This is a genomic window from Streptomyces solitudinis (genome assembly GCF_036323765.1).
Lineage (GTDB): Bacteria > Actinomycetota > Actinomycetes > Streptomycetales > Streptomycetaceae > Streptomyces.
Genome location: NZ_JAZDCW010000002.1, coordinates 732,002 through 758,404, shown reverse-complemented (window position 1 = coordinate 758,404; position 26,403 = coordinate 732,002). Strand labels below are relative to the sequence as shown.

Here is a 26,403-nt window from a genome sequence, read left to right as displayed (position 1 = left end):
ACAGCACGACCGGGGACGGGGGAGGGCCATGCCGCGCTGGAAGGCGCTACCGCAGGAGCTGGAGCCGGAGGTGCGCGCGCTCGCGGCCGGGCTGCGCCGTGCGGTGGACGGCGGCGGGACGGGCCTGGCCGCCCTCGCGGAGCGCACCGGTTACAGCAGGACGTCCTGGGAGCGCTACCTCGACGGTGAGCTGCTGCCGCCGCAGGGCGCCGTCTCCGCGCTCGCGGAGGCCACCGGGAGCGACGTCCGGTACCTGGCGACGCTGTGGGAGTCGGCCGAACGGGCGTGGAGCCGGGCCGGGATACGGCACGACCAGACGATGGAGGCCATCCGCAACTCCCAGGCCAGGCAGGTGGTGCGGGCGGCGAAGGAGAAGCGGACGCAAGCGCGGAACCGCCCCCGGGGCGCGGCGGGCACCGCGGCCGCCCTGCCCCCGGCCCCTCACCCCGCGCCGGTCCGCCCCGCCGCGCCGGGGCCCGGGCGGGTTCCGGGCGGGGACGCGGACGGCGCGGCCGGGGACGGCGCCGACGGCACCGTCACGCTGCGCCGCCGCCCGCCCGCCGCCGCGCCCACCGCTCCCGCGTCCGCCGCCCGTCCTGTGGCGCCGCGCCGACCCGCGCCCCGGGCCGGCGGGCCCCGTCCCGCTGTCCGTCCCTCGCGCGCCCGGCGCCTGGCGATGCTGACGGCCGGCGGCGTCGGCGCGCTCGTCGTCCTCGCGGCGGCCTACCTCTTCGTCGACCTGCCCGGCGGGGGCCGGGAGGCCGCCGCCGGGCCCACGTCCGGACCGACCGCGACGGCGGCGCCGAAGCTGCCCGCCGGGGTCACGTGCACCGGCGCGGACTGCACGGGCAAGGACCCCGAGCGGGCGGGGTGCAGCGGACAGCACGCCGAGACGGTGAAGGACGCCATGCTCGGCGCCGCCTACGTCGAGGTCCGCTACAGCGAGGTGTGCGCCGCGGCCTGGGCGCGGGTCGCGGGCGCGCAGCCGGGCGACACCGTCCGCATCACGGCGGACGGGAACGCGTCCGCCGCCGAGGACGTCGCGGCGGACAGCACCGGGGGCTACACCATGATGGTCGCCGCCGAACGGCCCGGCAGCGCGCGGATCTGCCTGGAACGCGCGGGCGAGCCGCAGGGCTGCACACTGCCGTAGAACGCGCCGGTAACTGGCCGGAACTCGCGGGCATAACGCCGCCCGTACGGGGAATACGCCCGTCACCCCCCACGGGTCGCGCACCCCGCGCACCGGCGGCCGCCCGCACAGGGCGGCCGCCCAGCGTGTGGAGCGGCAGGCCGGCGCGGTAGCCTGACGCCGGATCTCTTGACGTAGAGAGAGTTACGGCAGCCCGAGATCCAGCCGCCATCGTCAGGTTCAACGGAGACCCCATGACCCGCACTCCCGTCAATGTCACCGTCACCGGCGCCGCCGGACAGATCGGCTACGCGCTGCTCTTCCGCATCGCCTCCGGGCACCTGCTGGGCCCGGACGTCCCCGTCAAGCTGCGCCTGCTGGAGATCACCCCGGCTCTCGGCGCCGCCGAGGGCACCGCCATGGAGCTGGACGACTGCGCCTTCCCGCTGCTGCGGGGCATCGACATCAGCGACGACCCGGACGTCGCCTTCGACGGGGCCAACGTGGCGCTGCTCGTCGGCGCCCGCCCCCGCACGAAGGGCATGGAGCGCGGCGACCTGCTGGAGGCCAACGGCGGCATCTTCAAGCCGCAGGGCAAGGCCATCAACGACCACGCCGCCGACGACGTCAAGGTTCTCGTGGTCGGCAACCCGGCCAACACCAACGCGCTCATCGCCCAGGCCGCGGCCCCCGACGTACCGGCCGAGCGGTTCACCGCGATGACCCGCCTCGACCACAACCGCGCGCTCACCCAGCTCGCCAAGAAGACCGGCAGCCAGGTCTCCGACATCCGCAGGCTCACGATCTGGGGCAACCACTCGGCCACCCAGTACCCGGACGTCTTCCACGCGGAGGTCGCGGGGAAGAACGCGGCCGAGACGGTGAACGACGAGCAGTGGCTCGCCGACACCTTCATCCCGACCGTCGCCAAGCGCGGCGCGGCGATCATCGAGGCGCGCGGCGCCTCCTCGGCGGCCTCCGCCGCGAACGCCGCGATCGACCACGTGCACACCTGGGTCAACGGCACCCCCGACGGCGACTGGACGTCCATGGGCGTTCCCTCGGACGGCTCCTACGGCGTTCCCGAGGGCCTCATCTCCTCCTTCCCGGTCACCTGCTCGGGCGGGAGCTACGAGATCGTGCAGGGCCTGGAGATCAACGAGTTCTCCCGCGCCCGCATCGACGCCTCCGTGCAGGAACTCGCCGAGGAGCGCGACGCCGTGCGCGGTCTCGGCCTGCTCTGACCGGCCTGCTCCGGCCGGATCGCGGCTGAAAGGGCACGTGGAAGGGGCACGGCCCGCGCCTTCCGGGGCGCGGGCCGTGCCCCTTCCACGTGCCCGGCGCCTCAGCCGCCCAGCTTCTCCTGGATCTCGTTCACGTCCACCGACTCCTCGGCCGAGGGCGTCTCCTGCGGCACCGGCTCGTCGTACTCGGTGAACGTCATCGTCGTGGTGCTGCCGTCCCCCTGCTGCTCGATGCGCACCGGGTAGGGCTCGCCCGTGGCGGCGACGTGCATGGTCGTCGTCGCGCCGGCGTCCTCCGTCTCGATGGAGACGACGTCCTGGCCCTCGGCCTCGCCCTCCTCGGGGTCCTTCCACTCGGCGCCGTTCTCCGCGCTGGTGTTCTCCTGCATGGCCTTGAGGTCGCAGGCCGAGGCCGTGCCGCCGAGGATCGGATGGCTCGCGGGGCCGCTGAGGTAGCGTCCGTCGACGGTCTCGAAGATCTCCGTGCCCGCCCCGCCCGCCTGGCTCTCCCAGTACGCGCGGTCCATCCTCATCCACACCTGGTCGCCGCGCTTGACCAGTTCGGCGGTGCCCTCGCCCTGGCTGAAGGTCCCGGCGCAGTTGCCGTCCTGGTCCATGACCAGGTCGATGCGCACCTTCCCGGTCTGCTCCTCGATGTCCGCCGTCCAGTGCACGGACTTCGCCGTGCCGAGGGCCTTCTGCGCCCGGTCGGCCACCTCCTTGCCCGACAGCTCGGTGAGCCCGTCCCCGCCACCGCCGCCGCACGCCGTGAGTCCCGCTCCCGCGAGCAGCGCCGCGCCCGCCACCGCCGCCAGCCTTCCGTACCGCTTCCGCACTGCCGCTCTCCGTCCCGTCGGTGTGACCCCCGCAACACCTGCACCGTACGGGCCCGGGGGTCACCCGGGCGACGGGGTGAGGTATTCCACTTATCCCGTCTTCACGGCATGGGATCGAAGGAACGGGGCAGGGCTGGCCGGTGCCAGTGTGACTGGGCTAGTGCAAAACGGTCAGAAAGCAAGGAAATGCAGCAAGACAACGTGTCCGGCCTCGCGACGATCCATGTGGACGGCGCCTGGCGCCGCTCCCTGGGCGGCGCCACCCGCGACGTCCTGGACCCCGCCGACGCCACCGTCCTCGCCGTCGTCGCCGAAGGCGGCGCCGAGGACGCGGACGCGGCCGTCGCCGCCGCCCGCCGGGCGTTCGACGCCGGGCCCTGGCCGCGCACGCCCGTCGCCGAGCGGGCCGCGCTGCTGCGCCGCACCGCCGACCTGCTCCAGCGCGACCGGGAGGAGATCGCCCGGACGGAGTCCCGCGACACGGGGAAGACCCTCGAAGAGGGCCGGGCCGACGTGGACGACGTCACCAGCGCGTTCCGCTACTTCGCCGACCTGGTGGTGAACGAGTCCGGGGGCCGCGTCGTGGACGCGGGCACCCCCGACGTGCACAGCGTCGTCGTCCACGAGCCGGTCGGCGTCTGCGCCATGATCACGCCCTGGAACTACCCGCTGCTCCAGGCCAGCTGGAAGATCGCCCCCGCGCTCGCCGCCGGGAACACCTTCGTCGTGAAGCCGAGCGAGGTCACGCCGCTGTCCACCGTCCACCTGGCGCGGCTGCTGGCGGAGGCCGGACTGCCGCCCGGAGCGGGCAACGTCGTCACCGGCGCGGGCGACCCGGTGGGCGCCCGGCTCGCCGCGCACCCGGACGTGGACCTGGTCTCCTTCACCGGCGGACTGGCCAGCGGCGTCAAGGTCGCCCAGGCCGCCGCGCCGGGCGTGAAGAAGGTCGCCCTGGAACTGGGCGGCAAGAACCCGAACGTCGTCTTCGCCGACGCCTGCGCCACGGACGCGGGCTTCGACACCGCCGTGGACCAGGCGCTCAACGCCGCGTTCATCCACAGCGGCCAGGTGTGCTCGGCCGGGGCGCGGCTCGTCATCGAGGAGTCCGTGCGCGACCGCTTCGTCGCCGAACTCGCCCGGCGCGCCGCCCGCGTCCGGCTCGGCCGGGGCACCGAACCCGGCGTCGAGTGCGGGCCGCTCGTCTCCCGGGAGCAGCTGGAGAAGACGGAGGCCCACGTGGCCGCCGCCCTGGCCGACGGGGCGACGCTGCGCTGCGGCGGGGCCCGGCCCGAGCCGTCCGGCGTCCGCCCCGAGGGCGGCTTCTTCTACCTGCCCACCGTGCTGGACCACTGCCACGGCGACATGCGCGTCGTGCGGGAGGAGACCTTCGGCCCGATCCTCACCGTGGAGACCTTCCACACCGAGGACGAGGCCGTCGCGCTCGCCAACGACACCGAGTACGGGCTGGCCGGGGGCGTCTTCTCGGCCGACACCGCGCGGGCCCGCCGCGTCGCGGCGCGGCTGCGCCACGGCACCGTCTGGATCAACGACTACCACCCCTACCTGCCGCAGGCGGAGTGGGGCGGCTACGGCAAGTCCGGCACCGGGCGCGAGCTGGGCCCCGCGGGACTGGCCGAGTACCGCGAGACCAAGCACATCTACGAGAACCTGCGTCCCGCACCCGTGCGCTGGTTCGCGGGCTGACCGCGCACCGGCGGCCCGGGGGCGCGCCCCCGGCCCCCCGCCCGCCGGGCGGCACCCCCGGACGGGTCATCCACCGCATCCCAGGAGCACTTCCGCACCATGACCACGTACGACTACGTCATCGTCGGCGGCGGCACCGCCGGCTCCGTCATCGCCTCCCGGCTGACCGAGGACCCCGCGGTGAGCGTCGCCCTCATCGAGGGCGGCCCCTCCGACCTGGACCGGCCCGAGGTGCTGACCCTGCGCCGCTGGCTCGGCCTGCTCGGCGGCGAGCTGGACTACGACTACCCCACCACCACGCAGCCATGCGGCAACAGCCACATCCGGCACAGCCGGGCCAAGGTGCTGGGCGGCTGCTCCTCGCACAACACGCTCATCTCCTTCAAGCCGCTGCCCTCGGACTGGGACGAGTGGGAGCAGGCCGGGGCGACCGGCTGGAACGCCCGCGCCATGGACCCGTACTTCGGCAGGCTGCGCAACAACGTGGTGCCGGTGCACGAGAAGGACCGCAACGCCATCGCCCGCGACTGGGTGGACGCCGCCGTGACGGCCACCGGCGTGCCCCGGGTCGAGGGATTCAACAAGGCGCCCTTCCACGAGGGCGCCGGTTTCTTCGACCTCGCCTACCACCCCGAGGACAACAAGCGCTCCTCCGCCTCCGTCGCCTACCTGCACCCGCACCTGACGGCCGGTGACCGTCCGAACCTCGAACTGCTGCTGAACACCTGGGCGTTCCGCCTGGAGCTGGACGGGGACCGGGCCACGGGCGTGCACGTCCGGGCGCAGGACGGCACCGAGACGCTGCTGACCGCCCGCCGGGAGGTCGTCGTCTGCGCGGGCGCCGTGGACACCCCGCGGCTGCTGCTGCACTCCGGCATCGGCCCGGCCGGTGACCTCGGGCGGCTCGGCATACCCGTCACCCACGACCTGCCGGGCGTGGGGGAGAACCTGCTCGACCACCCGGAGTCGGTGATCGTGTGGGAGACCGAGGGGCCGATCCCGGACAACTCCGCGATGGACTCCGACGCGGGCCTGTTCGTGCGCCGCGACCCGCAGTCGGCCGGACCCGACCTGATGTTCCACTTCTACCAGATCCCGTTCACCGACAACCCCGAGCGCCTGGGCTACGTCCGGCCCCCGCACGGGGTGTCGATGACGCCGAACATCCCCAAGCCGCGCAGCCGCGGCCGTCTCTACCTGACCAGCGCCGACCCGGACGACAAGCCCGCGCTGGACTTCCGCTACTTCACCGACGAGGAGGGCTACGACGGCCGCACCCTCGTGGACGGCATCAAGCTGGCCCGCCGGATCGCCGCGACCGAACCGTTCGCGTCCTGGCTGCGCCGCGAGGTGTGCCCCGGCCCCGAGGTCACCTCCGACGAGGAACTGAGCGCCTACGCGCGGCAGGTCGCGCACACCGTCTACCACCCGGCGGGCACCTGCCGCATGGGCGCGGCCGACGACGCCCTCGCCGTCGTGGACCCCGAACTGCGGGTGCGGGGCCTGCGCGGCCTGCGCGTCGCCGACGCCTCCGTCTTCCCGACCATCCCCGCCGTCAACCCGATGATCGGCGTGCTCATGGTGGGGGAGAAGGCCGCCGACCTCCTCGCCGCGGAGCCGCGCACGGACGGCGGGCGCACGCGCCGGCCCGACGGCAAGGACGCCCAGAAGTCCCCCACCACACCGGGAGGTGCGGCCTGATGTCCGCGACGCAGAACCCCGAGGGCGCCCGCAACGCCCGCACGGCGGCCCCCGCGAAGACCGCCGAGCCCGCGGCCACCGCCGAGCCCGCGACGACCGCCGGTCCCGCGACGGCCGGGGCGGGCCCCGCCACCGAGCCGGTCTTCGCCGTGCGCGGCCTGTGGAAGGTCTTCGGCCCCAAGGCCGAGCGCGTCCCCGGCGACGCCGCACTCGCCGGTCTCGGAGCCGCGGAGCTGGCCGCCCGCACCCGCTGCACCGCGGCCGTGCGCGACGTCTCCTTCGACGTGCGGCGCGGCGAGGTCTTCGTCGTCATGGGCCTGTCCGGCTCCGGCAAGTCCACCCTGGTGCGCTGCCTGACCCGGCTCATCGAACCCACCAGCGGCACCCTCCTCATGGACGGCGAGGACGTCCTGGCCATGGACCGGGCCCGGCTGCGCGAGCTGCGCCGGCACCGCGCCGCCATGGTGTTCCAGCACTTCGGGCTGCTCCCGCACCGCAGTGTGCGCGACAACATCGCCTACGGCCTGGAGATTCAGGGCGTCCGGCGGGCCCAACGACGCGAGCGCGCCGAGGAGATGCTGGTGAAGGTCGGCCTCGACGGGCTCGGCGACCGGCGTCCCGGCCAGCTCTCCGGCGGACAGCAGCAGCGCGTCGGACTGGCCCGCGCCCTCGCGGGCGACCCGGAGGTGCTGCTGTTCGACGAACCGTTCAGCGCCCTCGACCCGCTCATCCGCCGCGACATGCAGGACGAGGTCGTCCGGCTGCACCGCGACGAGGGCCGCACGATGGTCTTCATCACCCACGACCTCTCCGAGGCGCTGCGCCTGGGCGACCGCATCGCCCTCATGCGCGACGGCGGGATCGTGCAGCTCGGCACGCCCGAGGACATCGTCGCCTCCCCCGCCGACGACTACGTCCGGGACTTCGTCCGCGACGTGCCCCGCGAGCAGGTCATCACCGTGCGCCGGGCCATGCGCCCGGCGGAGGGCGACGAGGCGGAGACCGGACCGGCGCTCGCCCCGCGCGCCCGCGTCGCGGAGGCCGTCCAGGCCGTCGCCCGCACCGGCCAGCACGTCCGCGTCGTGGCGGACGGGCGCACCCTCGGCGTCGTGGACCACGCGCGGCTGCTGGCGGTCATCGCCGGAACCGACCGCGACGGACCGCAGGGGCCCATGCCCGAAGCCCCGGGGCCCGAGGGCCGCGAGGCGGTGACCGCGTGAGCGCCGCCACCGCCGGACACCCCGTCAGCAAGGGCGGCGCCACCCCGGTGCGGCGGGTGCCGCGCGCCCGCGCCGCCGCCCGGCACCCGGTGCTGTGGCTGGTCGCGGCCGCGCTGCTGACCGTCGTCGTCAGCGCGCTGGTGACCGGCTCCGGCGCCTGGCCCGCCGCCCTCACCGTGGACGTGCGCGCGCCGCTGGACGCCCTGAACGCCTGGCTGGTCGACAACCGCGAGTCGCACTGGGTCTTCCTCTACTTCCTGCTGCACGTCAGCAACACCGCCGAACTGTCGGTGGACGCGCTGATCGGCCTGTTCGAAGCGCTCGGCTGGATCGGCACCGCCGTGCTCGGCACCGCCGTCGCCTGGGCCGCGGGCGGCGCCGGAGCGCAGCGCCGCGCGCTGCGGACGGCCGCCACCGCCGCCGGGGTCTTCGCCGCGTGCGGACTGCTGGGCATGTGGGAGCCGACCATGGAGACGCTGGCCCTCATGACGGTGGCGGTGACCGTCTCCGCGCTGCTCGGCACGCTGCTGGGGCTGGCCGCCGGACTCTCCGACCGCTGCGACCGCGCCCTGCGGCCCGTCTTCGACCTCATGCAGGTCATGCCCGCGTTCGCCTACCTGCTGCCGTTCGTGCTGCTGTTCGGCATCGGCGTGCCCTCCGCGCTCGTGGCGACCGTCATCTACGCCGCGCCCCCGATGGCCCGGCTCACCTCGCTCGGGCTGCGCGGCGCCGACCCGGCCGCCCTGGAGGCCGCCGCCTCGCTCGGCGCGGGCCGGTTCCAGCGCCTGTGGACGGCCCGGCTGCCGCTGGCCCGCCGCGACATGCTGCTCGGCCTGAACCAGACGATCATGATGTGCCTGTCCATGGTCGTGCTGGCCTCCGTCGTCGGCTCCGGTGGCCTGGGCGACCGGATCTACCAGGCGCTCGGCCGGGTCGACGTCGGCCAGGCGCTCGCCGCGGGCATCGCCATCGTCCTCCTGGCCGTCCTGCTGGACCGCACCACCGCCGCCGCGGGCGCCCGCCTGGAGGAGTCCGGCTCCCGCGGCGGCGGACCGGACGGGCTCCGCGGCCGCCACGTCTGGCCCGCGCTCGCCGCGCTCACCGCCCTCCTCGCGGCCGTCGGCCCCTACCTGGGCGAGCGGGAGTGGCCGCGGGCGTGGACGGTGGACATCGCACCGGCCGTCAACGACGCGACCGCCTGGATCGAGAGCAGCGTCGGCTCGGGCCTCCCGCTGGTCGGCGGCACCCTCACCTGGTCCGAGCTGGTCACGACCTGGGTGCTCAACCCGCTGCGCGACGGCCTGCACGCGACCCCCTGGTGGGCGCTGCTGCTGCTCGCCGCCGCCCTCGGCTGGGCCGCCGGACGGCTGCGCGCCGCCGTCACCGCGACCGCCGCGCTGGCCGCCATCGGCGTGCTCGGCCTGTGGAGCCGCTCGCTGGACACGCTCTCGCAGGTCCTGCTGGGGCTGCTGCTGACCCTGCTGCTGGGCTTCGCCACCGGTGTGCTGGCCGCCCGCGTCGAGCGCCTGGAGCGGCTGCTGCGGCCGGTGCTGGACACCATGCAGACGATGCCGCAGTTCGTGTACCTGATCCCGGTCATCGCCCTGTTCGGCGTCAGCCGGACGGCGGGCGTCGCCGCGGCCGTCGTCTTCGTCCTCCCCGCCGTCGTGCGCATCACCGTGCAGGGCATCCGGCAGGTGGACCCGGCCGCCGTCGAGGCGGCCCGGTCGCTGGGCGCCACGGGCGCGCAGCAGCTGAGGCAGGTCCAGCTCCCGCTGGCCCGGCGGTCGCTGCTGGTCGCCGTCAACCAGGGCGTCGTCCTGGTGCTGTCCATGGTCGTCATCGCGGGCATGGTCGGCGGCGGAGCGCTCGGCATCGACGTCATCACCGGGCTCGCCAAGGGCGACCTCGCGCTCGGGCTGCCGGCCGGCGCGGCCATCGTCTGCCTCGGCGTCCTGCTCGACCGCATCACCCAGCCGGGCCGCGCCCGCACCTGACCGCGGACGGCCCCCCCCGGCACGTCCCGTACCCGCCCGACCCCCGTGAGAACCCCGTACAACCCCCATCCGTACCCCGCAAGGAAGCAGACGCACCTCATGCACAGCAAGCCCGTACGCACCTCCGTCCTCGCCGCCGCCGGCGTCCTCGGCCTGGCCCTCAGCGCCTGCGCGGCCGAGACCGGCACCGACAGCGGCTCCGGGGGCGGTGCCGACGAGGTCACCTTCGCGGTGCCCTCCTGGGTCGGCGCCCAGGCCAACGCCGCCGTCGCCGGGAAGATCCTGGAGGACGAACTCGGCGTCGAGGCCGAGCTGAAGCAGATGGACGAGCCCGTCGCGTTCGACGCCCTGCACAGCGGCAAGGCCGACGCCATCCTGGAGGACTGGGGCGGCGTCCCGAAGAAGGAGGAGCTGTACGTCGAGGACAAGGGCACCGTCGTCAAGGGCGGTGACCTCGGCGTCACCGGGCACATCGGCTGGTTCGTGCCGAAGTACTTCGCCGACGAGCACCCCGAGGTGCTCGACTACAAGAACCTGAACGACTTCGCCGACGAGTTCCGCACCTCCGAGTCCGGCGGCAAGGGCCAGTTCATCGGCGCGGCGCCCTCCTACACCTCCTACGATCAGCACCTGATCGATAACCTGGACCTCGACTACCAGATCCTGCCCACCGGCAGCGAGGCCGCGCAGCTCACCGAGATCGAGCGGCTGTACGAGGCGAAGGAGCCGTTCCTCACCTACTGGTGGGACCCGCAGTGGATGAACGCCGAGATCGACATGGTGGAGGTCCGGCTGCCCGAGTACACCGAGGGCTGCAACGAGCCCGCCGAGCAGACCGCGTGCGGCTACGACACGCTGCCCCTCCAGAAGTACTTCAACGCCGACTTCGCCGAGAACGGCGGCGACGCGGCGGAGTTCCTGAAGAACTTCCAGTGGTCCACCGAGGACCAGAACGAGGTCGCCCGCCTCATCAAGGGCGAGGGCCTGAGTGCCGACGAGGCGGCCGCCCGGTGGATCGAGGGCAACGAGGACGTCTGGAAGCAGTGGCTGCCCGCCTCCTGAGCGCCTGACCGGCTGACCGCCTGACCGGCCGACAGTCCGGCCGCCGTCCCCCGGGCCGCCCCCGCGGCCGGGGGGACGGCGGCCCGGGCGGGCGGAGCCGCAGGGCTCCCGCCGCGCGCCTGACGCGCCGACACGCCGCCGGGCGCGGTGAAGTTCACCCGAGTGCGGACCCCGCGCACCCGGGGGGCGTGCGAAGCGGTACGTTCAGCCCGTGCGCAGAATTCTTCATACTGTCGGGCGTTCCGTCGCCCGGACAGCCGTCGCCGGGGCGCTGGTCCTGCCGCTGTTCGCCGGCGCCGCAGCTCCCGTGGCGGCCGAGGAGCCCGCGCCGCCCGCCGCGGCCTCCACGGTCGGCGGCGAACGGCTCGGCAGACCCGGCACGCAGGTGGCACCCCTGGCCGGGGCGGAGGCGCCCGCGCTGCCCCGGAAACTGACCGCCCGCGCCTGGATGGTGGCCGACGCGGAGACCGGCGAGGTGCTGGCCGCGCACAACGCGCACTGGCCGCTGGCGCCCGCCTCCACCCTCAAGATGCTCTTCGCGGACACCCTGCTGCCGAAGTTCGACAGCGACCTGAGCTACACGGTGCTCCCCGAGGACCTCGCACCGATGGGCGTCAACAGCAGCGCGGTCGGGGTGAAGGAGAACCACGCCTACACCGTCCACGACCTGTGGAACGGCGTCTTCCTGGCCTCCGGCAACGACGCGGTGCACGCGCTGGCCGCCCTCAACGGCGGGCTGGCGAAGACCGTGCGGGAGATGAACGAGCACGCGGCGGCGCTGGGCGCGCGGGACACCCACGTCGTCAGCCCGGACGGGTACGACGCGCCGGGCCAGCGCTCGTCCGCCTACGACCTGACGCTGATCGCCCGCTCCGGCCTCGGCAAGCCCGCCTTCCGGACGTACGCCGCCACCGCGACCGCGCGCTTCCCCGGCGGCGGCGAGGGCGCGGACCGCGAGCACTACCAGATCCAGACCACCAACCGGCTCCTGCTCGGCAGCCACGGACTGACCCCCTACGAGGGCCTGGCCGGGATCAAGAACGGCTACACCAGCGAGGCCGGGTACACCTTCACCGGCGTCGCGCAGCGCGGCGGGCGCAGCCTGCTGGTGACCGTCATGCACCCGGCCGCGGAGAAGGGCGGCAACGGGGTCTACGAGGAGAGCGCGCAGCTCCTGGACTGGGGTTTCGCGGCGGCCGGGAAGGTCGAGCCCGTCGGTGAGCTGGTCCCGCCCGAGGGGGCCGGGACGACGCGCCGGGTGGCGCGGCCCGGCAAGGACGAGCGGGCCCCCGAGGGGCTGGCCGGCGGCGGGGTGCAGGCGGCGGGCGACGGGTTCGCCGTGGACGCGCCGCGGGGCTCGGACGGCGTCGGCGTCGCGCTGGGCGTCGTCGGCGGCACCCTCGTCATACTCGGCGGCACCGCCTACGCCGTGCGGCGCCGCTGGCCGCGCCACGTGGACGCGCCGTAGCGGCGCCCGGCCCGCCGGGGGTCACAGGAAGCGGCGGATCGGGGCGACGAGCAGCTCACCGGCGCGCTGGAGCGGCGGCCGGGTACGCCAGCGGCGCGGGCAGACCGGCTCGGAGCGGGTCACGTCCTCGTCGAAGTGGGCGTCGAGCCGGGCGGTGAACGCCTCGTCCAGCACGGCGAGCATCACCTCCTCGTCGTGGTCCAGCGAGCGGCGGTTGATGTTCGTGGAACCGACCAGCGAGGCGATGCCGTCCACCGTGATGATCTTCGCGTGCATCATCGTCGGCTGGTACTGCCATATCCGCACGCCGCAGGCCAGCAGCTCCTCGTAGTGGTTCTGCCCGGCGAGCTGGCACACCCGCTTGTCGGTGTAGCGGCCCGGCAGCAGGATCTCGACGTCCACCCCGCGCCGCGCCGCCGCGCACAGCAGCCCGATGAAGTAGGCGTCCGGGGCGAAGTAGGCCGTGGCCAGCCGCAGCCGCTTCTCGGCCGTCTCGATGATGACGCGCAGCAGCGTCTGCATGTCCTGCCAGCCGATGCTGGCCGAACCGCGCACGACCTGCACGACGCAGTCGCCCGCCGGCGGCTGCTCGGTGAACCGGTCCCGCCCGTCGAACAGCTCGGCGCAGCACTCGGCCCAGTTCTGCGCGAAGGCGGCGGCGAGGCCGTCCACGGCGGGCCCGCGCAGCTCGACGTGCGTGTCCCGCCACTCGTGCCGGTCGCGCGCGTCGCCGCACCACTCCTCGGCGATGCCGACGCCGCCGGTGAACGCCACCTGCTCGTCCACCAGGAGGACCTTGCGGTGGCAGCGGTGGTTCTGCTTGAAGGGGGATATCCACAGCGGCTTGCGGAACCAGGAGACCTGCACCCCGGCCTCGTCCATCTCGCGCAGCAGGTCCTTCTCGATGGGCCGGCTGCCGAACGCGTCCAGCAGCAGCCGCACCCGCACCCCCGCGCGGGCCCGCTCGGACAGCGCCTCCGCGAACTCGCGGGCGATCTCGCCGCGCCAGTACACGAACGTCATCATGTCCACGGTGTGCCGGGCCGCGCGGACGGCGGACAGCATCGCCGGGAAGATCTCGTCGCCGTTGCGCAGCGGGACCAGCGCGTTGCCCTCGGTGGCGGGTGCGCCGATCAGCCGCTCCAGGCGGCGGCGCAGCGCCTCGGCCGGCGGCAGGTGCCGCGCTTCCTCACCCTCCGCGGTCCGCAGAGCTCCGTCCGTCACGTCCTTGCCTCCTCCGCCGTCCGGCTCCGGCTGGCGGCGGGCCGCCACGTCAGCCGACCGAGGAGCGTACACCCGAAAGCCGTACGGCTATGGCCAGGGTGTCGTCCCGGTGCAGGACGACGGTGTGCATGTCGTGCGCGAGGGCGCCGGGAATCTCCGTCACCGGCAGGTCGCGGTGGCGGCGGGCGCTCTCGACGAGCCGGGCCTCGCCCTCGCGCGGGTCCCGGCGGCTCTCGGTGAGCCCGTCGGTGTACAGCAGGAGCAGGTCGCCCGGGTCCATGCGGTCGTGCAGCAGCCGCTCGCTGCCGGGCAGCGGGAAACCGATGCCCCGGCCGCGGACCTCCAGGTACTCCGCCCCGCCGTCGGCGCGCAGCAGCAGGGCGGGCGGGTGGCTGCCGTTGGCCAGCCGCAGCTCCCCGGTGCGCGGGTTGAGGCGGGCGAGCAGGACGGTGGCCATCAGCTCGCGGTCCAGCGGCATGAGGATCTCGTCGGTGCGGGCGACGATCGAACCCAGCGGATGCCCCTCCAGGGCCAGCGTGCGCACCGCGTGGGTGACGTTCAGCGCGCTGCGCGTGCTGCGGACGCCGTGCCCGAGCGCGTCCACGACGGTGATGTGGACCGTGCCGTCGGGCAGGAAGAACCAGTCGTAGAGGTCACCGCCGGTGGGGGCGTCGGTGTCGGCCGGGGCGTAGTGGACGGCCAGCTCCAGGCCCTCGCTGCGGATCGGCGGCGGACGCAGCGCGTCCTCCAGCTCGCGCAGGATGCGCCCGTGCGCCCGGCGCAGCCGCTCGTCCCGCTCCTCCAGCTGGACGTAGAGGGCGAGGACGCCGCTGTTCGTCTCGGCCAGCTCGTGCTTGAGCCGTCTGTGCTCGGCGTCCAGCGTGTCGGCCCGCGCCAGGGCCACGCGCAGCTCCTCGGCCAGCTCCTCCGACTCGGCCCCGTCCGCGGCGGACTCCGCCTGGCTGGAGCGCGGCTCGGCGGGGCGCGGGACGAGCCCCGCCGGGTCGGGCCGGGCCGGGACCGTCAGCCGCCACACGGCGCGCCCCGGCGCCTCCTCGTGCGCGGGCAGCGGCAGCCCGCTGGTGGCCAGCGGTCCCGGGGCGTCGGGCGAGCGGACGGTGAGCACCAGCTCGCCGCCGGGCCGGTGCACCGGCTCCAGGGAGACCGTCCGCCCGGCGCGGAACTCCGCGTCCGCCAGCAGGGACACCGTCAGGGCGAGCCTCGCCCGCGTCTCGACGTTCAGCCCGCAGCCGCGGGCCAGGCGGCGCACGGCACGGCGCAGCGGGGCGGCGCTGTGGAAGGTGGCAAGGGTCACGGCAACCTCTGCGGGGGCCGGGCGGTGAGCACGGTGGCGTCGTCGCGGGTGATGCGGTGGCGGTGGACGAGGGCGGTGGCCAGCAGCGGCGGCGGCAGGCGCAGCACGAACAGCCCGGGGGAGCGGGCCCAGCGGGCGTCCACGCCGTCGCTGTGCAGCACGCACGTCGTCCCCGGCGGCAGCGGCACCACGTGCGTGCTCAGCGGCGGCAGGCTCAGCCCGACGACGCCCGCCCGCCCGGTCAGCCTGCGGTGCACCTCGTGGGCGGAGACGGTCAGCGCCCGGACGTTGCCCACCCCGCAGTACTCGGCCACCGAGCGTCCGGCCGTCAGCCGCAGCAGCCCCACGGCGGCGCCGCGGCTGTGCCGCAGGGCGCGGTGCACGATGGTGAGCACGTCCGGCAGCGGTTGCCCCGGATCGCGGTGGAAGGCGCGCACGGCGGTCTGCGCGGCCTCCGACGCCTGCGGCCCGTGGCCGAGCCCGTCCACGACGATGGCCGTCCGCACGGAGCCCGTGTCGGCGACCGCGCAGGCGTCACCGGAGTGCTGCTCCCCGACGGCGGGCAGGCACACGACGCCCACCTCCTGCCGCGCGGCCTGATCCTCGCCGGGCAGGGTGATCCGCGCGCAGGCCAGGGTGCCCGTACCGGCCTGCGTGCGCAGGGTGAAGGACGTCGCGATGCGGTTCACGCCGCCGAGCCCGGCGCCGAGGCTGCCGGTGGTGCTGAAGCCGTCCGTCAGGCACCGGGCCGGTTCCGGCATGCCCGGGCCCCGGTCGGCCGCCATGATCTCCAGCCCGCCGCCCAGCGGCAGCGGCTGCACGTACAGCACGCCGTCCACGGCGTGCTTGTGCAGGTTGCTGGCCAGTTCGGAGGCGATGACGGCGGCCTGCTCGGGCAGCGCGCCCGGCAGGTCGCACCGGCGCGCCAGCTTGCGGGCCGTCGCGGCGGCCAGCGCGACGGCCGATTCGTGGTCGATCCGGACACTCGTGGTGTGCGGCCCGGCTGGGTGAGGGTTCACCGGCTGGTCCAGCGGGTGACGGTGACCGTCGTCCCCCGGCCCGGCTCGCTGCGCACGTCGAAGTCGTCCATGAGGCGGCGTGCGCCGCCCAGACCGTGCCCGAGCCCGGCGCCGGTGGTGAACCCGTCCCGGAGCGCGGCGTCCAGGTCGGGGATGCCCGGCCCCTCGTCCCTGATGGTCACCCGCAGGCCCCGGCCGCCGGTGCGCACCGGGTAGTCGATGACCATGACACCGCCACCGCCGTGGATGTAGGCGTTGCGGGCCAGCTCGCTCACGGCCGTCACGACGCGCGTCTGGTCCACGATGCCGAAGCCGATCACCCGCGTGGCCTCGCGCACGGCGTGCCGGACGGTGAGGAGGTCCTCCTCGGTACGCACCTGGAGCTGCGCCGGCGCGGCCGGGGTCATGGGCGGCGCCTGCACCGCCGCCGACCCCGCCGTGGTGCTGAGCGCCCCGTCAATGCTGCTTGCCATGCCTCGCCCCTTCCGGGGGCTGCGGACTGCGGTGCCACCCCAGCGCACTCAGGCCCTGCTCCGCGTTGAGCGCGGTCTCCACACCCGTGAGCTGGATGCCCAGCTCGGTCAGGGTGATGGCGACCGGAGGCCGCATCCCGGCGACGATGACCCGGGCGCCCACCAGGCGCGCCGAGGCCGTCAGCTCCATCAGGGTGCGGGCCACGAAGGAGTCGATGATCTCCAGACGGGAGATGTCGATGAGCACACCGCTCGCCCGGTCGCTGGCGATGCGCTGCGTCAGCTCGTCGGTGAACGCGACGGCGGTGCGGTCGTCCAGTTCGTTGAGCAGCCCGGTGATCAGGACGTCCCCGAGTCGCAGGATGGGGACGCCCGGCGTGGGGGGGCCGCTGCTCTGCCCGCTCACCGTGCCACCGTGTTGCTCGCGCGGACAGTGTGCTCGGTCTGCTGCATGGCGGCGGCGAGGGCGTCGGCGAGCGTCGCCCGGGTGAGGATCGTGGACAGGTCGATGCCGAGCTGGGCGATCGTCTGGGCGATGCTGGGCCGGACGCCGCTGATGATGCAGTCCGCACCCATCAGCCGCACCGCGCTCACCGTCTGCATCAGGTGCTGGGCGACCGCGGTGTCCACCATGGCGACGCCGGTGATGTCGATGATGGCCACCTGCGCCTCGTTGTCCTTGATGGACTGGAGCAGGTTCTCCATGACGACCTGGGTGCGGGAGGTGTCCAGGGTGCCGATCAGCGGGACGGCGAGCACGTGGCGCCAGATCTGCACGACCGGCGTGGACTGCTCCAGCAGCTCCCGGCTCTGCCGCTGGATGATCTCCTCGCGGCCCTCGACGTAGGCGGCGAAGGAGAGCGCCCCCGCAGCGTCGAGGAGCCGGTTGACCATCAGGGCGACGGCGAACAGCTCCGCCGCGTCCTGCGTGCTCTGCCGCACCGTCTCCAGCAGCGCGTCCTTGAGGGCGAGGACGGCCAGCGACGTGTCGGTGGGGCTGGCCCCGCCCATCGCCCGGCGCAGCGACAGTTCCGTCACGGCCTGGTGCAGGTTCCGGTCCGAGCTGATCACGCGCTCCACCGGCGCCCCGGTCTCCAGCCCGGCGAGGAGCGCGGCCACCAGGGCGTCGGCCTCCTCGCGCAGCTCCCCCTCGGGGAGGACGGTGCCGATGCCCGCCTGGTCCATCTGGAGCTGCACCCAGCGGTCGGCGACGTCGTCGGCGCGGTCCCGCAGCGCTTCGGTCACCCGCTCCCGTACAGCGGCTTCACTGGGACTGGCACTCACTCGTCAACCCTTCGTCGCGGCGGCGATCGGGAGATCGGGAGATCGCCCTCGACTGCTGTGGCCGTGCCCGCCCCGCGGGCGTGGGCACAGCTCGCACCATACTAACGAGGCGTACGCGGTGGCTGGAAAGGCCCGGAGGGCCCGCGGGACGGGCAAGTGTGGTGTGCGCCACGTGACTTCCCGCGCGCGCCGGTGATCCCGGCCACCACGGCGTCAGGCGGCGGCCGTCCCGGCCGCGGCCCCGGAGGCGTCCGCCGCTGGGGCGTCCGGGGCCGCGGGCCCCTCGTCCTCCTCCTCGCCGGCGTCCTCGGTGGCCGTCCACGCGGCGCAGAACAGCAGCAGCCTGGCCATGAGGTTGATCCAGATCATCAGGGCGACCGGCACCCCGAAGGCGCCGTACATGTTCTTGCCCGCCACGCCCTTCAGGTAGCCGCCGATCAGCAGCTTGAGCAGCTCGAAACCGGCCGCGCCCAGGAACGCGGCCACCACCAGGGCCCGGCGCGGGGGGTCCGTGCCCGGGACGCGGGTGAGCAGGTAGCCGAGCAGGAGGACGTCGACGCCGACGGCCGCCAGGACCGGCACCGCCTGGAGCAGCCACCCGGCCGGGCCGCCCTCGATCCCCAGCCGCCCGGCCGCCCAGTCCACCGCGCCGACGGCGAACGCCGAACCGGCCAGCGAGACGGCGACCACGCAGCCCAGTCCGGCGAGCATCGCCAGGTCCTTGACCTTGAGCAGGACGAACCCCTCCTCGTCCTGCGGCAGCAGCCACACCTCGCGCAGGCACTCCCGCAGCGTCTGCACCCAGCGCAGGCCGGTGAACAGCAGCACGCCCACGGCGATGAGGCCGACCGTGCCCGCGTTGTCCACGAAGGACTGGAGGCCGATCTGGTCCGAGATCCCGGGCACCTGGTCGGAGAGCCAGCCCTGGGCGGACGCCACCTGGTCCTCGCCGAGCAGCGCGGCGGCGACGGCCGCGCTCAGGGCGATCATCGGGAACAGCGAGAGAAAGCTCACGAAGGTGATCGCGGCCGAGAGCCGGGCCCAGTGCGTCGCCTCCAGCCGTTCGTACGCGTGCCACAGGTGCGTCCGCGTGAGCCGCAGGATGAGGGGTCCGACGGCCGGCAGCCGGGTCAGCCAGTCCATGAGCCCCGTTCTACCCGCTGGGCCGCCGCGCAAGGGGGGTCATCGGCGCGGCGGCGTCCCGGCGCCTCGGCGCGGCGGCCCCGACGGGCGGCGGCCCCGGCGCGCTAGGACGCCGGGGCCGCCGGGCGTGACATGCCCGCCTGCTGGGGAACCGATGGCAGGGGTGGTCGCCCGGTGAAGCGGAACTCGCGCCTGAGCCGCCACACCCGGTCCTCGGTGCCCTGCTCGTACAGGGCGAAGCCCGTCGTCAGCCACGCCGCCTCGAACCCGGCCAGCTCCTCCTGGGCGAGGTCCATGGCCGCCTCGTCGATGCCGTGGGCGATCGTGACGTGCGGGTGGTAGGGGAAGTTCAGCTCCCTGGCGAGCGGCCCGTCGGGTGAGCGCACCCGCTCCTGGAGGCCCGCGCAGGACGCCGCGCCCTCGGCGACCCGCACGTAGACGACGGGCGACAGCGGGCGGAAGGTGTCGGTGCCGGACAGCCGCATCGGGAAGGCGTGCCCGGCGGCCGCGACGGCCCCCAGGTGCCTCTTCACCGCCGGCATCGCCGCCGCGTCCACCTCGGTGGGCGGCAGCAGGGTGACGTGCGTGGGGATGCCGTGCGCGGCGCTGTCCCCGAAACCGGCCCGGCGCTGCTGGAGCAGGCTGCCGTACGGCTCCGGGACCGCGATCGATACGCCGACCGTGACGGTCCCCACGTCGTCTCCCTCCGGGTGCTGGCCGCTGGTGCGCGGCGGGTCCGGGCGGTTCGCCCGCCTGGTTCCTTCTCGTCCGTTCAGGTCCGGTTTCAGTGCTTCGCGGGCAGGAAGCCCACCTTGTCATAGGCGCGGGCCAGCGTCTCGCCGGCGACCGTGCGGGCCTTCTCCGCGCCCTTGGCCAGGAGGGAGTCCAGCGTCTCGGGATCGCCCAGGTACTCCTCGGTGCGCGCCCGGAACGGCGTCACCCAGTCGGTGACGACCTCGGCGAGGTCCGTCTTGAGGGCGCCGTACCCCTTGCCCGCGTACCGCTGCTCCAGCTCGGTGACCGTCGCGCCGGTGAGCGTCGCGTAGATGGTCAGGAGGTTGCTGACGCCGGGCTTGCCCACCGGGTCGTAGGCGATCTCGGACCCGGTGTCGGTGACCGCGCTCCTGATCTTCTTCGCCGTCGCCTTCGGCTCGTCCAGCAGCGAGACGGTGCCCTTGGGCGAGGAGGCCGACTTGCTCATCTTGGCCGCCGGGTCCTGGAGGTCGTAGATCTTCGCCGTCTCCTTGAGGATGTGCGGCGCGGGCACGGTGAACGTCGGCCCGTAGCGGGCGTTGAAACGCTCGGCGACGTTCCGGGTCAGCTCGATGTGCTGGCGCTGGTCCTCACCGACGGGCACCTCGTCGGCCTGGTACAGCAGGATGTCGGCGATCTGCAGGACGGGGTAGGTGAACAGGCCGACCGTCGTGCCCTCGGTGCCCTGCCTGGCGGACTTGTCCTTGAACTGCGTCATGCGGGACGCCTCGCCGAACCCGGTGAGGCAGTTCATCACCCAGGCGAGCTGGGCGTGCTCGGGGACGTGGCTCTGCACGAACAGCGTGCAGCGTTCCGGGTCGAGCCCGGCGGCCAGCAGCTGGGCGGCGGCGAGCCGGGTGGCGGCGCGCAGGGCGGCCGGCTCCTGCGGGACCGTGATCGCGTGCAGGTCGACGACCATGTAGAAGGCGTCGTGGCTCTCCTGGAGCGCCACCCACTGGCGCACCGCGCCGAGGTAGTTGCCGAGGTGGAACGAACCGGCGGTGGGCTGGATGCCGGACAGCACGCGGGGACGATCGTTAGCCATGGGGGCCATTCTCGCAGAGCGCCCGCCGTCCGCGTTCCCGTGACGTCACGGCCGTGCGACGGCTTCGGCACGGGCACGGACCAGTGCCGCGACCGGCGCGAAATCCGGCGCCACGGGCGGGTCTTCCGCGGAAATCCGCTGCGCATACCGGACAGGCGGCGCAAGGAGGCGGTAGAAAGAGGCAGGCCCACGAGGCCACCCAGCGTTGACCGGACGAACGGAGCGAGCGATGCCCACCTCCACCGAGCTGATCGCCACCGCCGACGCACACAGCGCCCACAACTACCACCCCCTGCCCGTCGTCCTCTCCTCCGCGGAGGGCGCCTGGATGACGGACGTCGAGGGCCGCCGGTACCTCGACCTGCTCGCCGGGTACTCGGCGCTCAACTTCGGGCACGGCCACCCGCGGCTGACCGCCGCCGCCCGCGCCCAGCTCGACCGGCTGACCCTCACCTCGCGCGCCTTCCACCACGACCGGTTCGCCGACTTCTGCGTCCGGCTCGCCCGGCTGTGCGGCATGGAGGCCGTCCTGCCGATGAACACCGGCGCCGAGGCCGTGGAGACGGCCGTCAAGACGGCCCGCAAGTGGGGCTACCGGGTCAAGGGCGTGCCCGACGGCCGGGCGCGGATCGTCGTCGCCGACGGCAACTTCCACGGCCGCACCACGACCATCGTCAGCTTCTCCACGGACGAGGAGGCCCGCGCCGACTACGGCCCCTACACGCCCGGCTTCACGATCGTGCCCTACGGTGACCTCGCGGCGCTGGCGGAGGCGGTCGACGAGGACACCGTCGCCGTCCTGCTGGAGCCCGTGCAGGGCGAGGCTGGCGTGCTCGTGCCGCCGCCCGGCTACCTGGCCGGGGTGCGCGAGCTGACCCGGGCGCGGAACGTGCTGTTCATCGCGGACGAGATCCAGAGCGGCCTCGGCCGCACCGGGCGCACCTTCGCCTGCGAGCACGAGGGCGTCGTGCCGGACGTGTACGTGCTCGGCAAGGCGCTGGGCGGCGGCATCGTGCCCGTCTCCGCGGTGGTCTCCTCCCGCGCGGTGCTCGGCGTCTTCCGGCCGGGCGAACACGGTTCGACGTTCGGCGGCAACCCGCTGGCCTGTGCCGTCGCGCTGGAGGTCGTCGCCATGCTGGAGGAGGGCGACCACCAGCGCCGGGCCGCCGAACTGGGCGACCACCTGCACGCCGAGCTGGCCCTGCTGGCGGGCACCGGGCGGGTGACGGGAGTGCGAGGCCGGGGCCTGTGGGCCGGGGTGGACGTCGATCCGGCGCTGGGGACCGGGCGGGAGATCTCCGAACGGCTGATGGCCGAGGGCGTGCTGGTCAAGGACACGCACGGCTCCACGATCCGGATCGCGCCGCCGCTGGTCATCAGCAAGGAGGACCTGGACTGGGGCCTGGACCGGCTGCGGGACGTCCTGGCTGCCTGACGCGGCCCCGCCCGCTCCCGCCCCGCCCGGCCGCCCGTCAGGGCGCGGCGGGCAGGGCGCGGCACAGGGCGTCCAGGGCGTCGGCGAAGGCGTGCTCGGGCGGCGCGCCGTACCCGACGACGAGCGCGTCGGCCGGGGCCGCCTCCGGCGCCGCCGGGTGCCGGAACCGGGCGAGGCCGTCCACCGCGAGGCCCTGCCAGGCGGCGCCGCGCACGGCGTCCGGCTCGGTCCCGGGCGGCAGTTCCAGCACGGCGTGCAGCCCGGCGGCGATCCCGGTGACGCGGACGTGCGGGTGGCGCTCGGCGAGGGCCGCGACGAGCGCGTCCCGGCGGCGCCGGTACCGCAGCCGCATGGCCCGCACGTGCCGGTCGTACGCCCCCGAGACGAGGAAGTCCGCGAGCGTGAGCTGGTCCAGCGTGCTCGACGTCCGTTCGGCCTTCACCGCGAGCACCGGCTCGACCAGGTCCTGCGGCAGCACCATCCAGCCCAGCCGCAGCCCCGGCGACAGGCTCTTGCTCGCGGTGCCGAGGTAGACGACCCGCTCCGGGTCCAGGCCCTGCACGGCGCCGACCGGCTGCCGGTCGTAGCGGAACTCGCCGTCGTAGTCGTCCTCCAGGACGAGCCCCCCGGTGGTGCGGGCCCAGTCCACGACGGCCGCCCGGCGGTCCGGGTGCAGTGCGGCGCCGGTCGGGTACTGGTGCGCGGGGGTGAGCAGCACCGCCCGCGCCCCGGACTCCGGCAGGCGGGCCACGTCGGCACCGTGCCCGTCCACCGGCAGCGGCACCGTGGGCACCCGGGCCCGCTCCAGGATCTCCCGGTGCATCCACAGCCCGTACGACTCGACCGCCATCGGACAGCGCAGCAGCCGGGCCAGCAGCTCCAGGGCCTCCACGAACCCCTGGCAGACGACGACGCGCTCCGGCGCCACCCGCACGCCCCGCGCCCGCGCCAGGTACCCCGCCAGCGCCTCCCGCAGCTCCGGACGGCCCTGCGCGTCCCCGAAGCCGAGGGCCGCGCTCGGGGCCGCGGTCAGCGCCCGCCGGGCGGAGGCCAGCCAGGCGGCGCGGGGGAAGGCGGAGACGTCGGGTCGGCCGGTGCGCAGGTCGTGGTGGCGCCGCGGGGCCGCCGGGGCGCGCCGCTGCGGCACCCGCGCGGGAGCCCGTCGCCGCACCGGTTCCGACCGGGCGGCCACCCGGGTGCCCGAGCCCTGCCGCGCGGTGAGCCACCCCTCGGCCACCAGCTCCCCATACGCCTCCGCCACGGTGTTCCTGGCCACCCCGAGGTCCGCCGCCAGCGCCCGGGACGACGGCAGCCGCGTCCCCGGCGCCAGCCGCCCGCCGCGGACGGCGTCCCGCAGCTCACGGATGAGCGCGGCCCGCACTCCGCCGCGGGCGTCCAGCTCCAGATGCAGATCCCAGCCACCGGTCACGGCCTTGACCCTACGCACCCGCCGGGGGCGGAAGCGGCCCACGGTCGGGAGACCGGCCCAGGTGGAGCCGAGCGGGGCGTTCTCGTGCGCGGGGCCGGGTCAGGGCGAGGCGGTCACGTGCGGTCGGCGGTGCGGTCCAGAACCAGGGCGGTGTAGTACGGGGCGTCCTCCCACGGGTGGGAGGTGCCCACGGGCTGGTAGCCCCAGGCGGCGTACGCGGCCTGGGCCGGGGCGGCCTCCGGCTCCGGCCGCACGGTGAGGGTGACCCGCTCGGCGGCCAGGCCGTCCAGCAGCGCGTCGTGGAGGCCCCGTGCGATGCCCTGGCGGCGCCACGGCCGGCGGACGGCAAGCTCCAGGACCACCCAGGTCCGGACGCCGGTCTCCCGGGTGAAGTCCTCGTCCAGGTGGCGGTCGACGTTGCTCCACCATCCGGTGTCGGCGGGCAGGTAGTAGCCGTAGGAGAAGCCGACGACGTCCTCGCCGTCGCGGGCGAGGACGAGGCGCATCCCGTGCCGCTGGACGTGGTGGGCGTAGTGCTCGGTGAACTGGGCGACGTCGCCGGGCCCCTCGCTGTACGGGGGGTCGGCGTAGACCTCCTCGTAGGCCGGGAGGAAGTGGCCGAGCGCCGCGGCGGCGGCGTCCGGTCCGTCGTGGCGCTCATACGTCACCGGGGGCATCACGCGGCCTCCTTCTTCCGGGCGTACGCGGCCAGCTCGTCGGCCGCGGCCCGCGCGGAGTCCTTGGCAGTCTGACCGGCCGAGCGGTCACCGCGCCGGTGGTCTCGGCCTTGAAGTCCGGCGTCCACGTCAGCGTGCAGTCGGTCAGGCATGGGCGAGCTGCCAGGACCGCGCGCGGTCATCCAGCTCGGCCGCGACCGCGACGCCTCGGCGCTCGAAGACGGTGAGCTGTCGGCGGATGGAGCCGACCTGCTTGACCGCGCGGTCGGAGTACACCCCGCCGAACCGGACCAGGGCCTTGTCCCAGGACGCGCACGCTTCCTCCAGGTGGCCTTGGGCCGCCTGCTCCTTGCCCAGGGAAGCCAGGGACAGGGCCGTGATGCGGGAGAGGCCGCCTTGGTCGGCGCTGCCGTAACTGCGGCCGGCGGAGGCGTACTGCTTGGCCGCGTTGGGGTGGTCCTTGAGCGCGCGGAAGACCTTCGCGGAGTGGGAGGCCACGGCTGCCCTGGGGGCGCCGGACAGGGTGAGCCAGTACGGCCGGACGTCGTCCTCGCCCCGGATGGCGAGGTCTTGTGCGCGGCGGACCTCTGCGACGGCCTCCGGGCCGCGGCCGGCGACGGCGAGGGCACGAGCCCGGCAGACGACGAACATGGACAGCATGCCGGGCTCGGCGCGGTTGGCGGCCAGCGACAGGGCGGCGTCCGCGAGGTCCAGCGTGTGCTCCGGGCGTGCGATGTCCATACCGTTGTGGGCCATGATCCGCAGGACCCACGCCTCGTGGAGGGGGTTGTCGGCCTCCCGGGTCAGGCCGAGGCTCTGGAGGTAGTAGCGCTGGGCCAGTCCGTGTTCCCCGGCGTCGTAAGCCTTCCACCCGGCGAGGAACGCGAACGCGGCGGCGGCCGTGAGCGCGTCGCCCCGTACGGACTCCTTGGCGAACCGGGCCCGGGTGAGGTCGGCGACGTCGGTGCGGAGGTACTGGACGACGGCGGAGCGGCCGTGCAGCCCGCCCTGGCGCTCGTCGCTCGCGGTGAACGCCTTGAGCATTGAGCGGACGGCTTCGATGTCGCCTTCGCCGACCATGCGACCGGATCCGCCTGTTGCCCTGGTCTGTGCTTCGGCTGCCTGGGCGAAGCCGAGCGGCAGGGCCGCGGCGGCGACGCTGTAGGCCGCTCCCGTAAGGATCTTGCGACGATTGATGTCGGCCTCCCCGATTCGCCGTACGGTGTCCACTGGATCGGGTCCGATGCCCAGCCCAAGCCGGGCGTCGGGCCCGTCGCCATGTCCGGGCACCTGCCAGCCGAAGGCGGCCGGGGTGATGTGCCGCCCGAGGCGGCGGGACAGGGCTTCGGCAATGTATGCGCACGTTGCAGAGGTCGGCGGTCTGCCGGCGACCCAGTGGGAGACGGCGGACTGGTTCGTCCGCAGGGTTCCGCCGGCCTCGGCCGCGATGTGGCGGACGTCAACGGCGAACTGGTCGTACGTCAGGCCCGCTTCCTCTACGGCGAGCCGGAGCCGGTCGTTGCGCGCGCGAGGCGTCGTCACGGATTGTCCACCCTCCCAAGCAGCGCGTTAATACCGGTAATGCAGATGAGCGTTGACCGGTGCTGCCCATACCACCGTAATGCCGGTTCGATGACGTAGGTCACATCGATTCGCATAAATGCCGCTTGGGGGCATGCATGGAACAGCGCGCGGCGGGGTCGGTCACGTCGTTGACGACTTCCGGCGAGAGGGCGAAGGCGGGTGGGCACTGGCTTCTGTCGGCGGCCCCGTCCACCGAGCAGAGCTACGGCCGGTGGACGACCATGGGCGCGGCGTGGCTGCGGCCCGGTGCCCTGTTCGGGGCGGTCCTCGTCCCGGCCGACGTGGTGCATGGCGCGGTCGGGCTGGACGACCCGGTGACGTGCGCGGCCCCGCTCGCGGAAGCGTTGGAGGGCGGCCCCGTCTTCTTCACCCGGGTCGGCTTCCGTGACGGCGGCTGTTACACCGCGCTCGTGCCCGCGTCCGCCGCGCAGACGTGGCGCGTGGCGGGGGCGACGGTGCATCACCACCGGGCCCTCCTCCTCGTCCCGGCCCCGCATGTGATCGAGCCTCAAGAGGAGGACTGCCCGTGGTGGGTGGTGCCGCTGGACGGCCCTGGGCTGCTGTGCCCGCCGGACCGGCTGGGGGACCTGGTGGCTCTCGGGCGGGACGCCACCCGCAAGCCCACCGGCGAGGAGGGCGGCGGCGATGCGTGAGGCCC

24 protein-coding genes are annotated in these 26,403 nt (G+C 74.5%); 10 read left to right on the top strand and 14 right to left on the bottom strand.

Features of this window, described 5'->3' with window-relative positions; translation table 11 throughout:
• Window positions 1-28 precede the first annotated feature (28 nt).
• Together V1J52_RS07100 and V1J52_RS07095 are read left to right on the top strand one after the other, a co-directional pair.
• Entirely contained in the window at window positions 29-1,153 is a 1,125-nt protein-coding gene (locus V1J52_RS07100; RefSeq protein ID WP_330138731.1) for a DUF2690 domain-containing protein, read from the top strand.
• Between the two features lie 233 nt (window positions 1,154-1,386).
• Entirely contained in the window at window positions 1,387-2,376 is a 990-nt protein-coding gene (locus V1J52_RS07095) for a malate dehydrogenase (RefSeq protein WP_330138730.1), read from the top strand.
• Between the two features lie 101 nt (window positions 2,377-2,477).
• On the opposite strand, the gene V1J52_RS07090 is transcribed toward V1J52_RS07095, so the two are convergent.
• A complete protein-coding gene (locus V1J52_RS07090; RefSeq protein WP_330138729.1) occupies window positions 2,478-3,212 on the bottom strand; it encodes a hypothetical protein in 735 nt (244 codons plus the stop codon).
• Window positions 3,213-3,413: 201 nt separating this feature from the next.
• Between V1J52_RS07090 and V1J52_RS07085 the strand changes: the two genes are divergently transcribed.
• The 6 genes from V1J52_RS07085 (at window position 3,414) to V1J52_RS07060 (ending at window position 12,364) form a co-directional block, all read left to right on the top strand.
• Window positions 3,414-4,916, top strand: a complete 1,503-nt coding sequence (locus tag V1J52_RS07085; protein WP_330138865.1) for an aldehyde dehydrogenase family protein — start codon at window positions 3,414-3,416, stop codon at window positions 4,914-4,916.
• Window positions 4,917-5,015: 99 nt separating this feature from the next.
• Window positions 5,016-6,617, top strand: coding sequence for a GMC family oxidoreductase (locus tag V1J52_RS07080; protein ID WP_330138728.1), 1,602 nt, complete (start codon window positions 5,016-5,018; stop codon window positions 6,615-6,617).
• Entirely contained in the window at window positions 6,617-7,837 is a 1,221-nt protein-coding gene (locus tag V1J52_RS07075; RefSeq protein WP_330138727.1) for a quaternary amine ABC transporter ATP-binding protein, read from the top strand. Before V1J52_RS07080 ends, V1J52_RS07075 begins: the two co-directional genes overlap by 1 nt.
• On the top strand, window positions 7,834-9,834 hold the full coding sequence (locus V1J52_RS07070; protein WP_443075732.1) for an ABC transporter permease: 2,001 nt from the start codon (window positions 7,834-7,836) through the stop codon (window positions 9,832-9,834). The genes V1J52_RS07075 and V1J52_RS07070 overlap by 4 nt, the downstream gene beginning before the upstream one ends.
• A gap of 99 nt (window positions 9,835-9,933) precedes the next feature.
• Complete coding sequence (locus V1J52_RS07065) at window positions 9,934-10,896, top strand: ABC transporter substrate-binding protein (RefSeq protein WP_330138726.1); 963 nt, start codon at window positions 9,934-9,936, stop codon at window positions 10,894-10,896.
• Window positions 10,897-11,116: 220 nt separating this feature from the next.
• A complete protein-coding gene (locus tag V1J52_RS07060; protein ID WP_443075744.1) occupies window positions 11,117-12,364 on the top strand; it encodes a D-alanyl-D-alanine carboxypeptidase family protein in 1,248 nt (415 codons plus the stop codon).
• A gap of 21 nt (window positions 12,365-12,385) precedes the next feature.
• Here the strand turns inward: V1J52_RS07060 and V1J52_RS07055 are convergent, their stop codons facing one another.
• The 9 genes from V1J52_RS07055 to trpS form a co-directional block, all read right to left on the bottom strand.
• Complete coding sequence (locus tag V1J52_RS07055) at window positions 12,386-13,573, bottom strand: phospholipase D-like domain-containing protein (RefSeq protein ID WP_330138863.1); 1,188 nt, start codon at window positions 13,571-13,573, stop codon at window positions 12,386-12,388.
• A 64-nt stretch (window positions 13,574-13,637) separates the two neighbouring features.
• A complete protein-coding gene (locus V1J52_RS07050) occupies window positions 13,638-14,903 on the bottom strand; it encodes a PP2C family protein-serine/threonine phosphatase (RefSeq protein WP_330138724.1) in 1,266 nt (421 codons plus the stop codon).
• Window positions 14,900-15,922, bottom strand: coding sequence for a SpoIIE family protein phosphatase (locus V1J52_RS07045; RefSeq protein WP_330138723.1), 1,023 nt, complete (start codon window positions 15,920-15,922; stop codon window positions 14,900-14,902). The genes V1J52_RS07050 and V1J52_RS07045 overlap by 4 nt, the downstream gene beginning before the upstream one ends.
• On the bottom strand, window positions 15,919-16,329 hold the full coding sequence (locus V1J52_RS07040; RefSeq protein ID WP_330138862.1) for an anti-sigma regulatory factor: 411 nt from the start codon (window positions 16,327-16,329) through the stop codon (window positions 15,919-15,921). Before V1J52_RS07040 ends, V1J52_RS07045 begins: the two co-directional genes overlap by 4 nt.
• A gap of 49 nt (window positions 16,330-16,378) precedes the next feature.
• Complete coding sequence (locus tag V1J52_RS07035) at window positions 16,379-16,801, bottom strand: STAS domain-containing protein (protein WP_330138722.1); 423 nt, start codon at window positions 16,799-16,801, stop codon at window positions 16,379-16,381.
• A complete protein-coding gene (locus V1J52_RS07030; protein ID WP_330138721.1) occupies window positions 16,798-17,679 on the bottom strand; it encodes an STAS domain-containing protein in 882 nt (293 codons plus the stop codon). The genes V1J52_RS07035 and V1J52_RS07030 overlap by 4 nt, the downstream gene beginning before the upstream one ends.
• Before the next feature lie 213 nt (window positions 17,680-17,892).
• Window positions 17,893-18,822 (bottom strand): YihY/virulence factor BrkB family protein, encoded by a 930-nt coding sequence (locus V1J52_RS07025; RefSeq protein ID WP_330138720.1) that lies wholly within the window; start codon window positions 18,820-18,822, stop codon window positions 17,893-17,895.
• A gap of 104 nt (window positions 18,823-18,926) precedes the next feature.
• Window positions 18,927-19,517 carry a 2'-5' RNA ligase family protein gene (locus V1J52_RS07020; RefSeq protein ID WP_330138719.1) on the bottom strand — a complete coding sequence of 197 codons (591 nt, stop codon included), beginning with the start codon at window positions 19,515-19,517 and terminating at the stop codon, window positions 18,927-18,929.
• 89 nt (window positions 19,518-19,606) lie between these two features.
• Window positions 19,607-20,620, bottom strand: coding sequence for a tryptophan--tRNA ligase (trpS, locus tag V1J52_RS07015; protein WP_330138718.1), 1,014 nt, complete (start codon window positions 20,618-20,620; stop codon window positions 19,607-19,609).
• Window positions 20,621-20,849: 229 nt separating this feature from the next.
• Here trpS and rocD point away from each other — a divergent pair, with 229 nt between their 5' ends.
• Window positions 20,850-22,055, top strand: coding sequence for an ornithine--oxo-acid transaminase (rocD, locus tag V1J52_RS07010; protein WP_330138717.1), 1,206 nt, complete (start codon window positions 20,850-20,852; stop codon window positions 22,053-22,055).
• Between the two features lie 37 nt (window positions 22,056-22,092).
• Here the strand turns inward: rocD and pdxR are convergent, their stop codons facing one another.
• The 4 genes from pdxR to V1J52_RS06990 all read right to left on the bottom strand — a co-directional run bounded on the left by pdxR (window position 22,093) and on the right by V1J52_RS06990 (window position 25,703).
• Window positions 22,093-23,484, bottom strand: a complete 1,392-nt coding sequence (pdxR, locus tag V1J52_RS07005; protein ID WP_330138716.1) for a MocR-like pyridoxine biosynthesis transcription factor PdxR — start codon at window positions 23,482-23,484, stop codon at window positions 22,093-22,095.
• 113 nt (window positions 23,485-23,597) lie between these two features.
• The gene (locus tag V1J52_RS07000) at window positions 23,598-24,161 is read right to left on the bottom strand and encodes a GNAT family N-acetyltransferase (protein WP_330138715.1); all 564 of its coding nucleotides are present in this window, start codon (window positions 24,159-24,161) and stop codon (window positions 23,598-23,600) included.
• Window positions 24,161-24,313: a hypothetical protein gene (locus V1J52_RS06995; protein WP_330138714.1), complete on the bottom strand. Its 153-nt coding sequence runs from the start codon at window positions 24,311-24,313 to the stop codon at window positions 24,161-24,163. The genes V1J52_RS07000 and V1J52_RS06995 overlap by 1 nt, the downstream gene beginning before the upstream one ends.
• Window positions 24,306-25,703, bottom strand: a complete 1,398-nt coding sequence (locus V1J52_RS06990) for an NsdA family TPR-like regulatory protein (RefSeq protein ID WP_330138713.1) — start codon at window positions 25,701-25,703, stop codon at window positions 24,306-24,308. The genes V1J52_RS06995 and V1J52_RS06990 overlap by 8 nt, the downstream gene beginning before the upstream one ends.
• A gap of 170 nt (window positions 25,704-25,873) precedes the next feature.
• Between V1J52_RS06990 and V1J52_RS06985 the strand changes: the two genes are divergently transcribed.
• Window positions 25,874-26,398, top strand: coding sequence for a hypothetical protein (locus tag V1J52_RS06985; protein ID WP_330138712.1), 525 nt, complete (start codon window positions 25,874-25,876; stop codon window positions 26,396-26,398).
• Window positions 26,399-26,403: the final 5 nt, after the last annotated feature.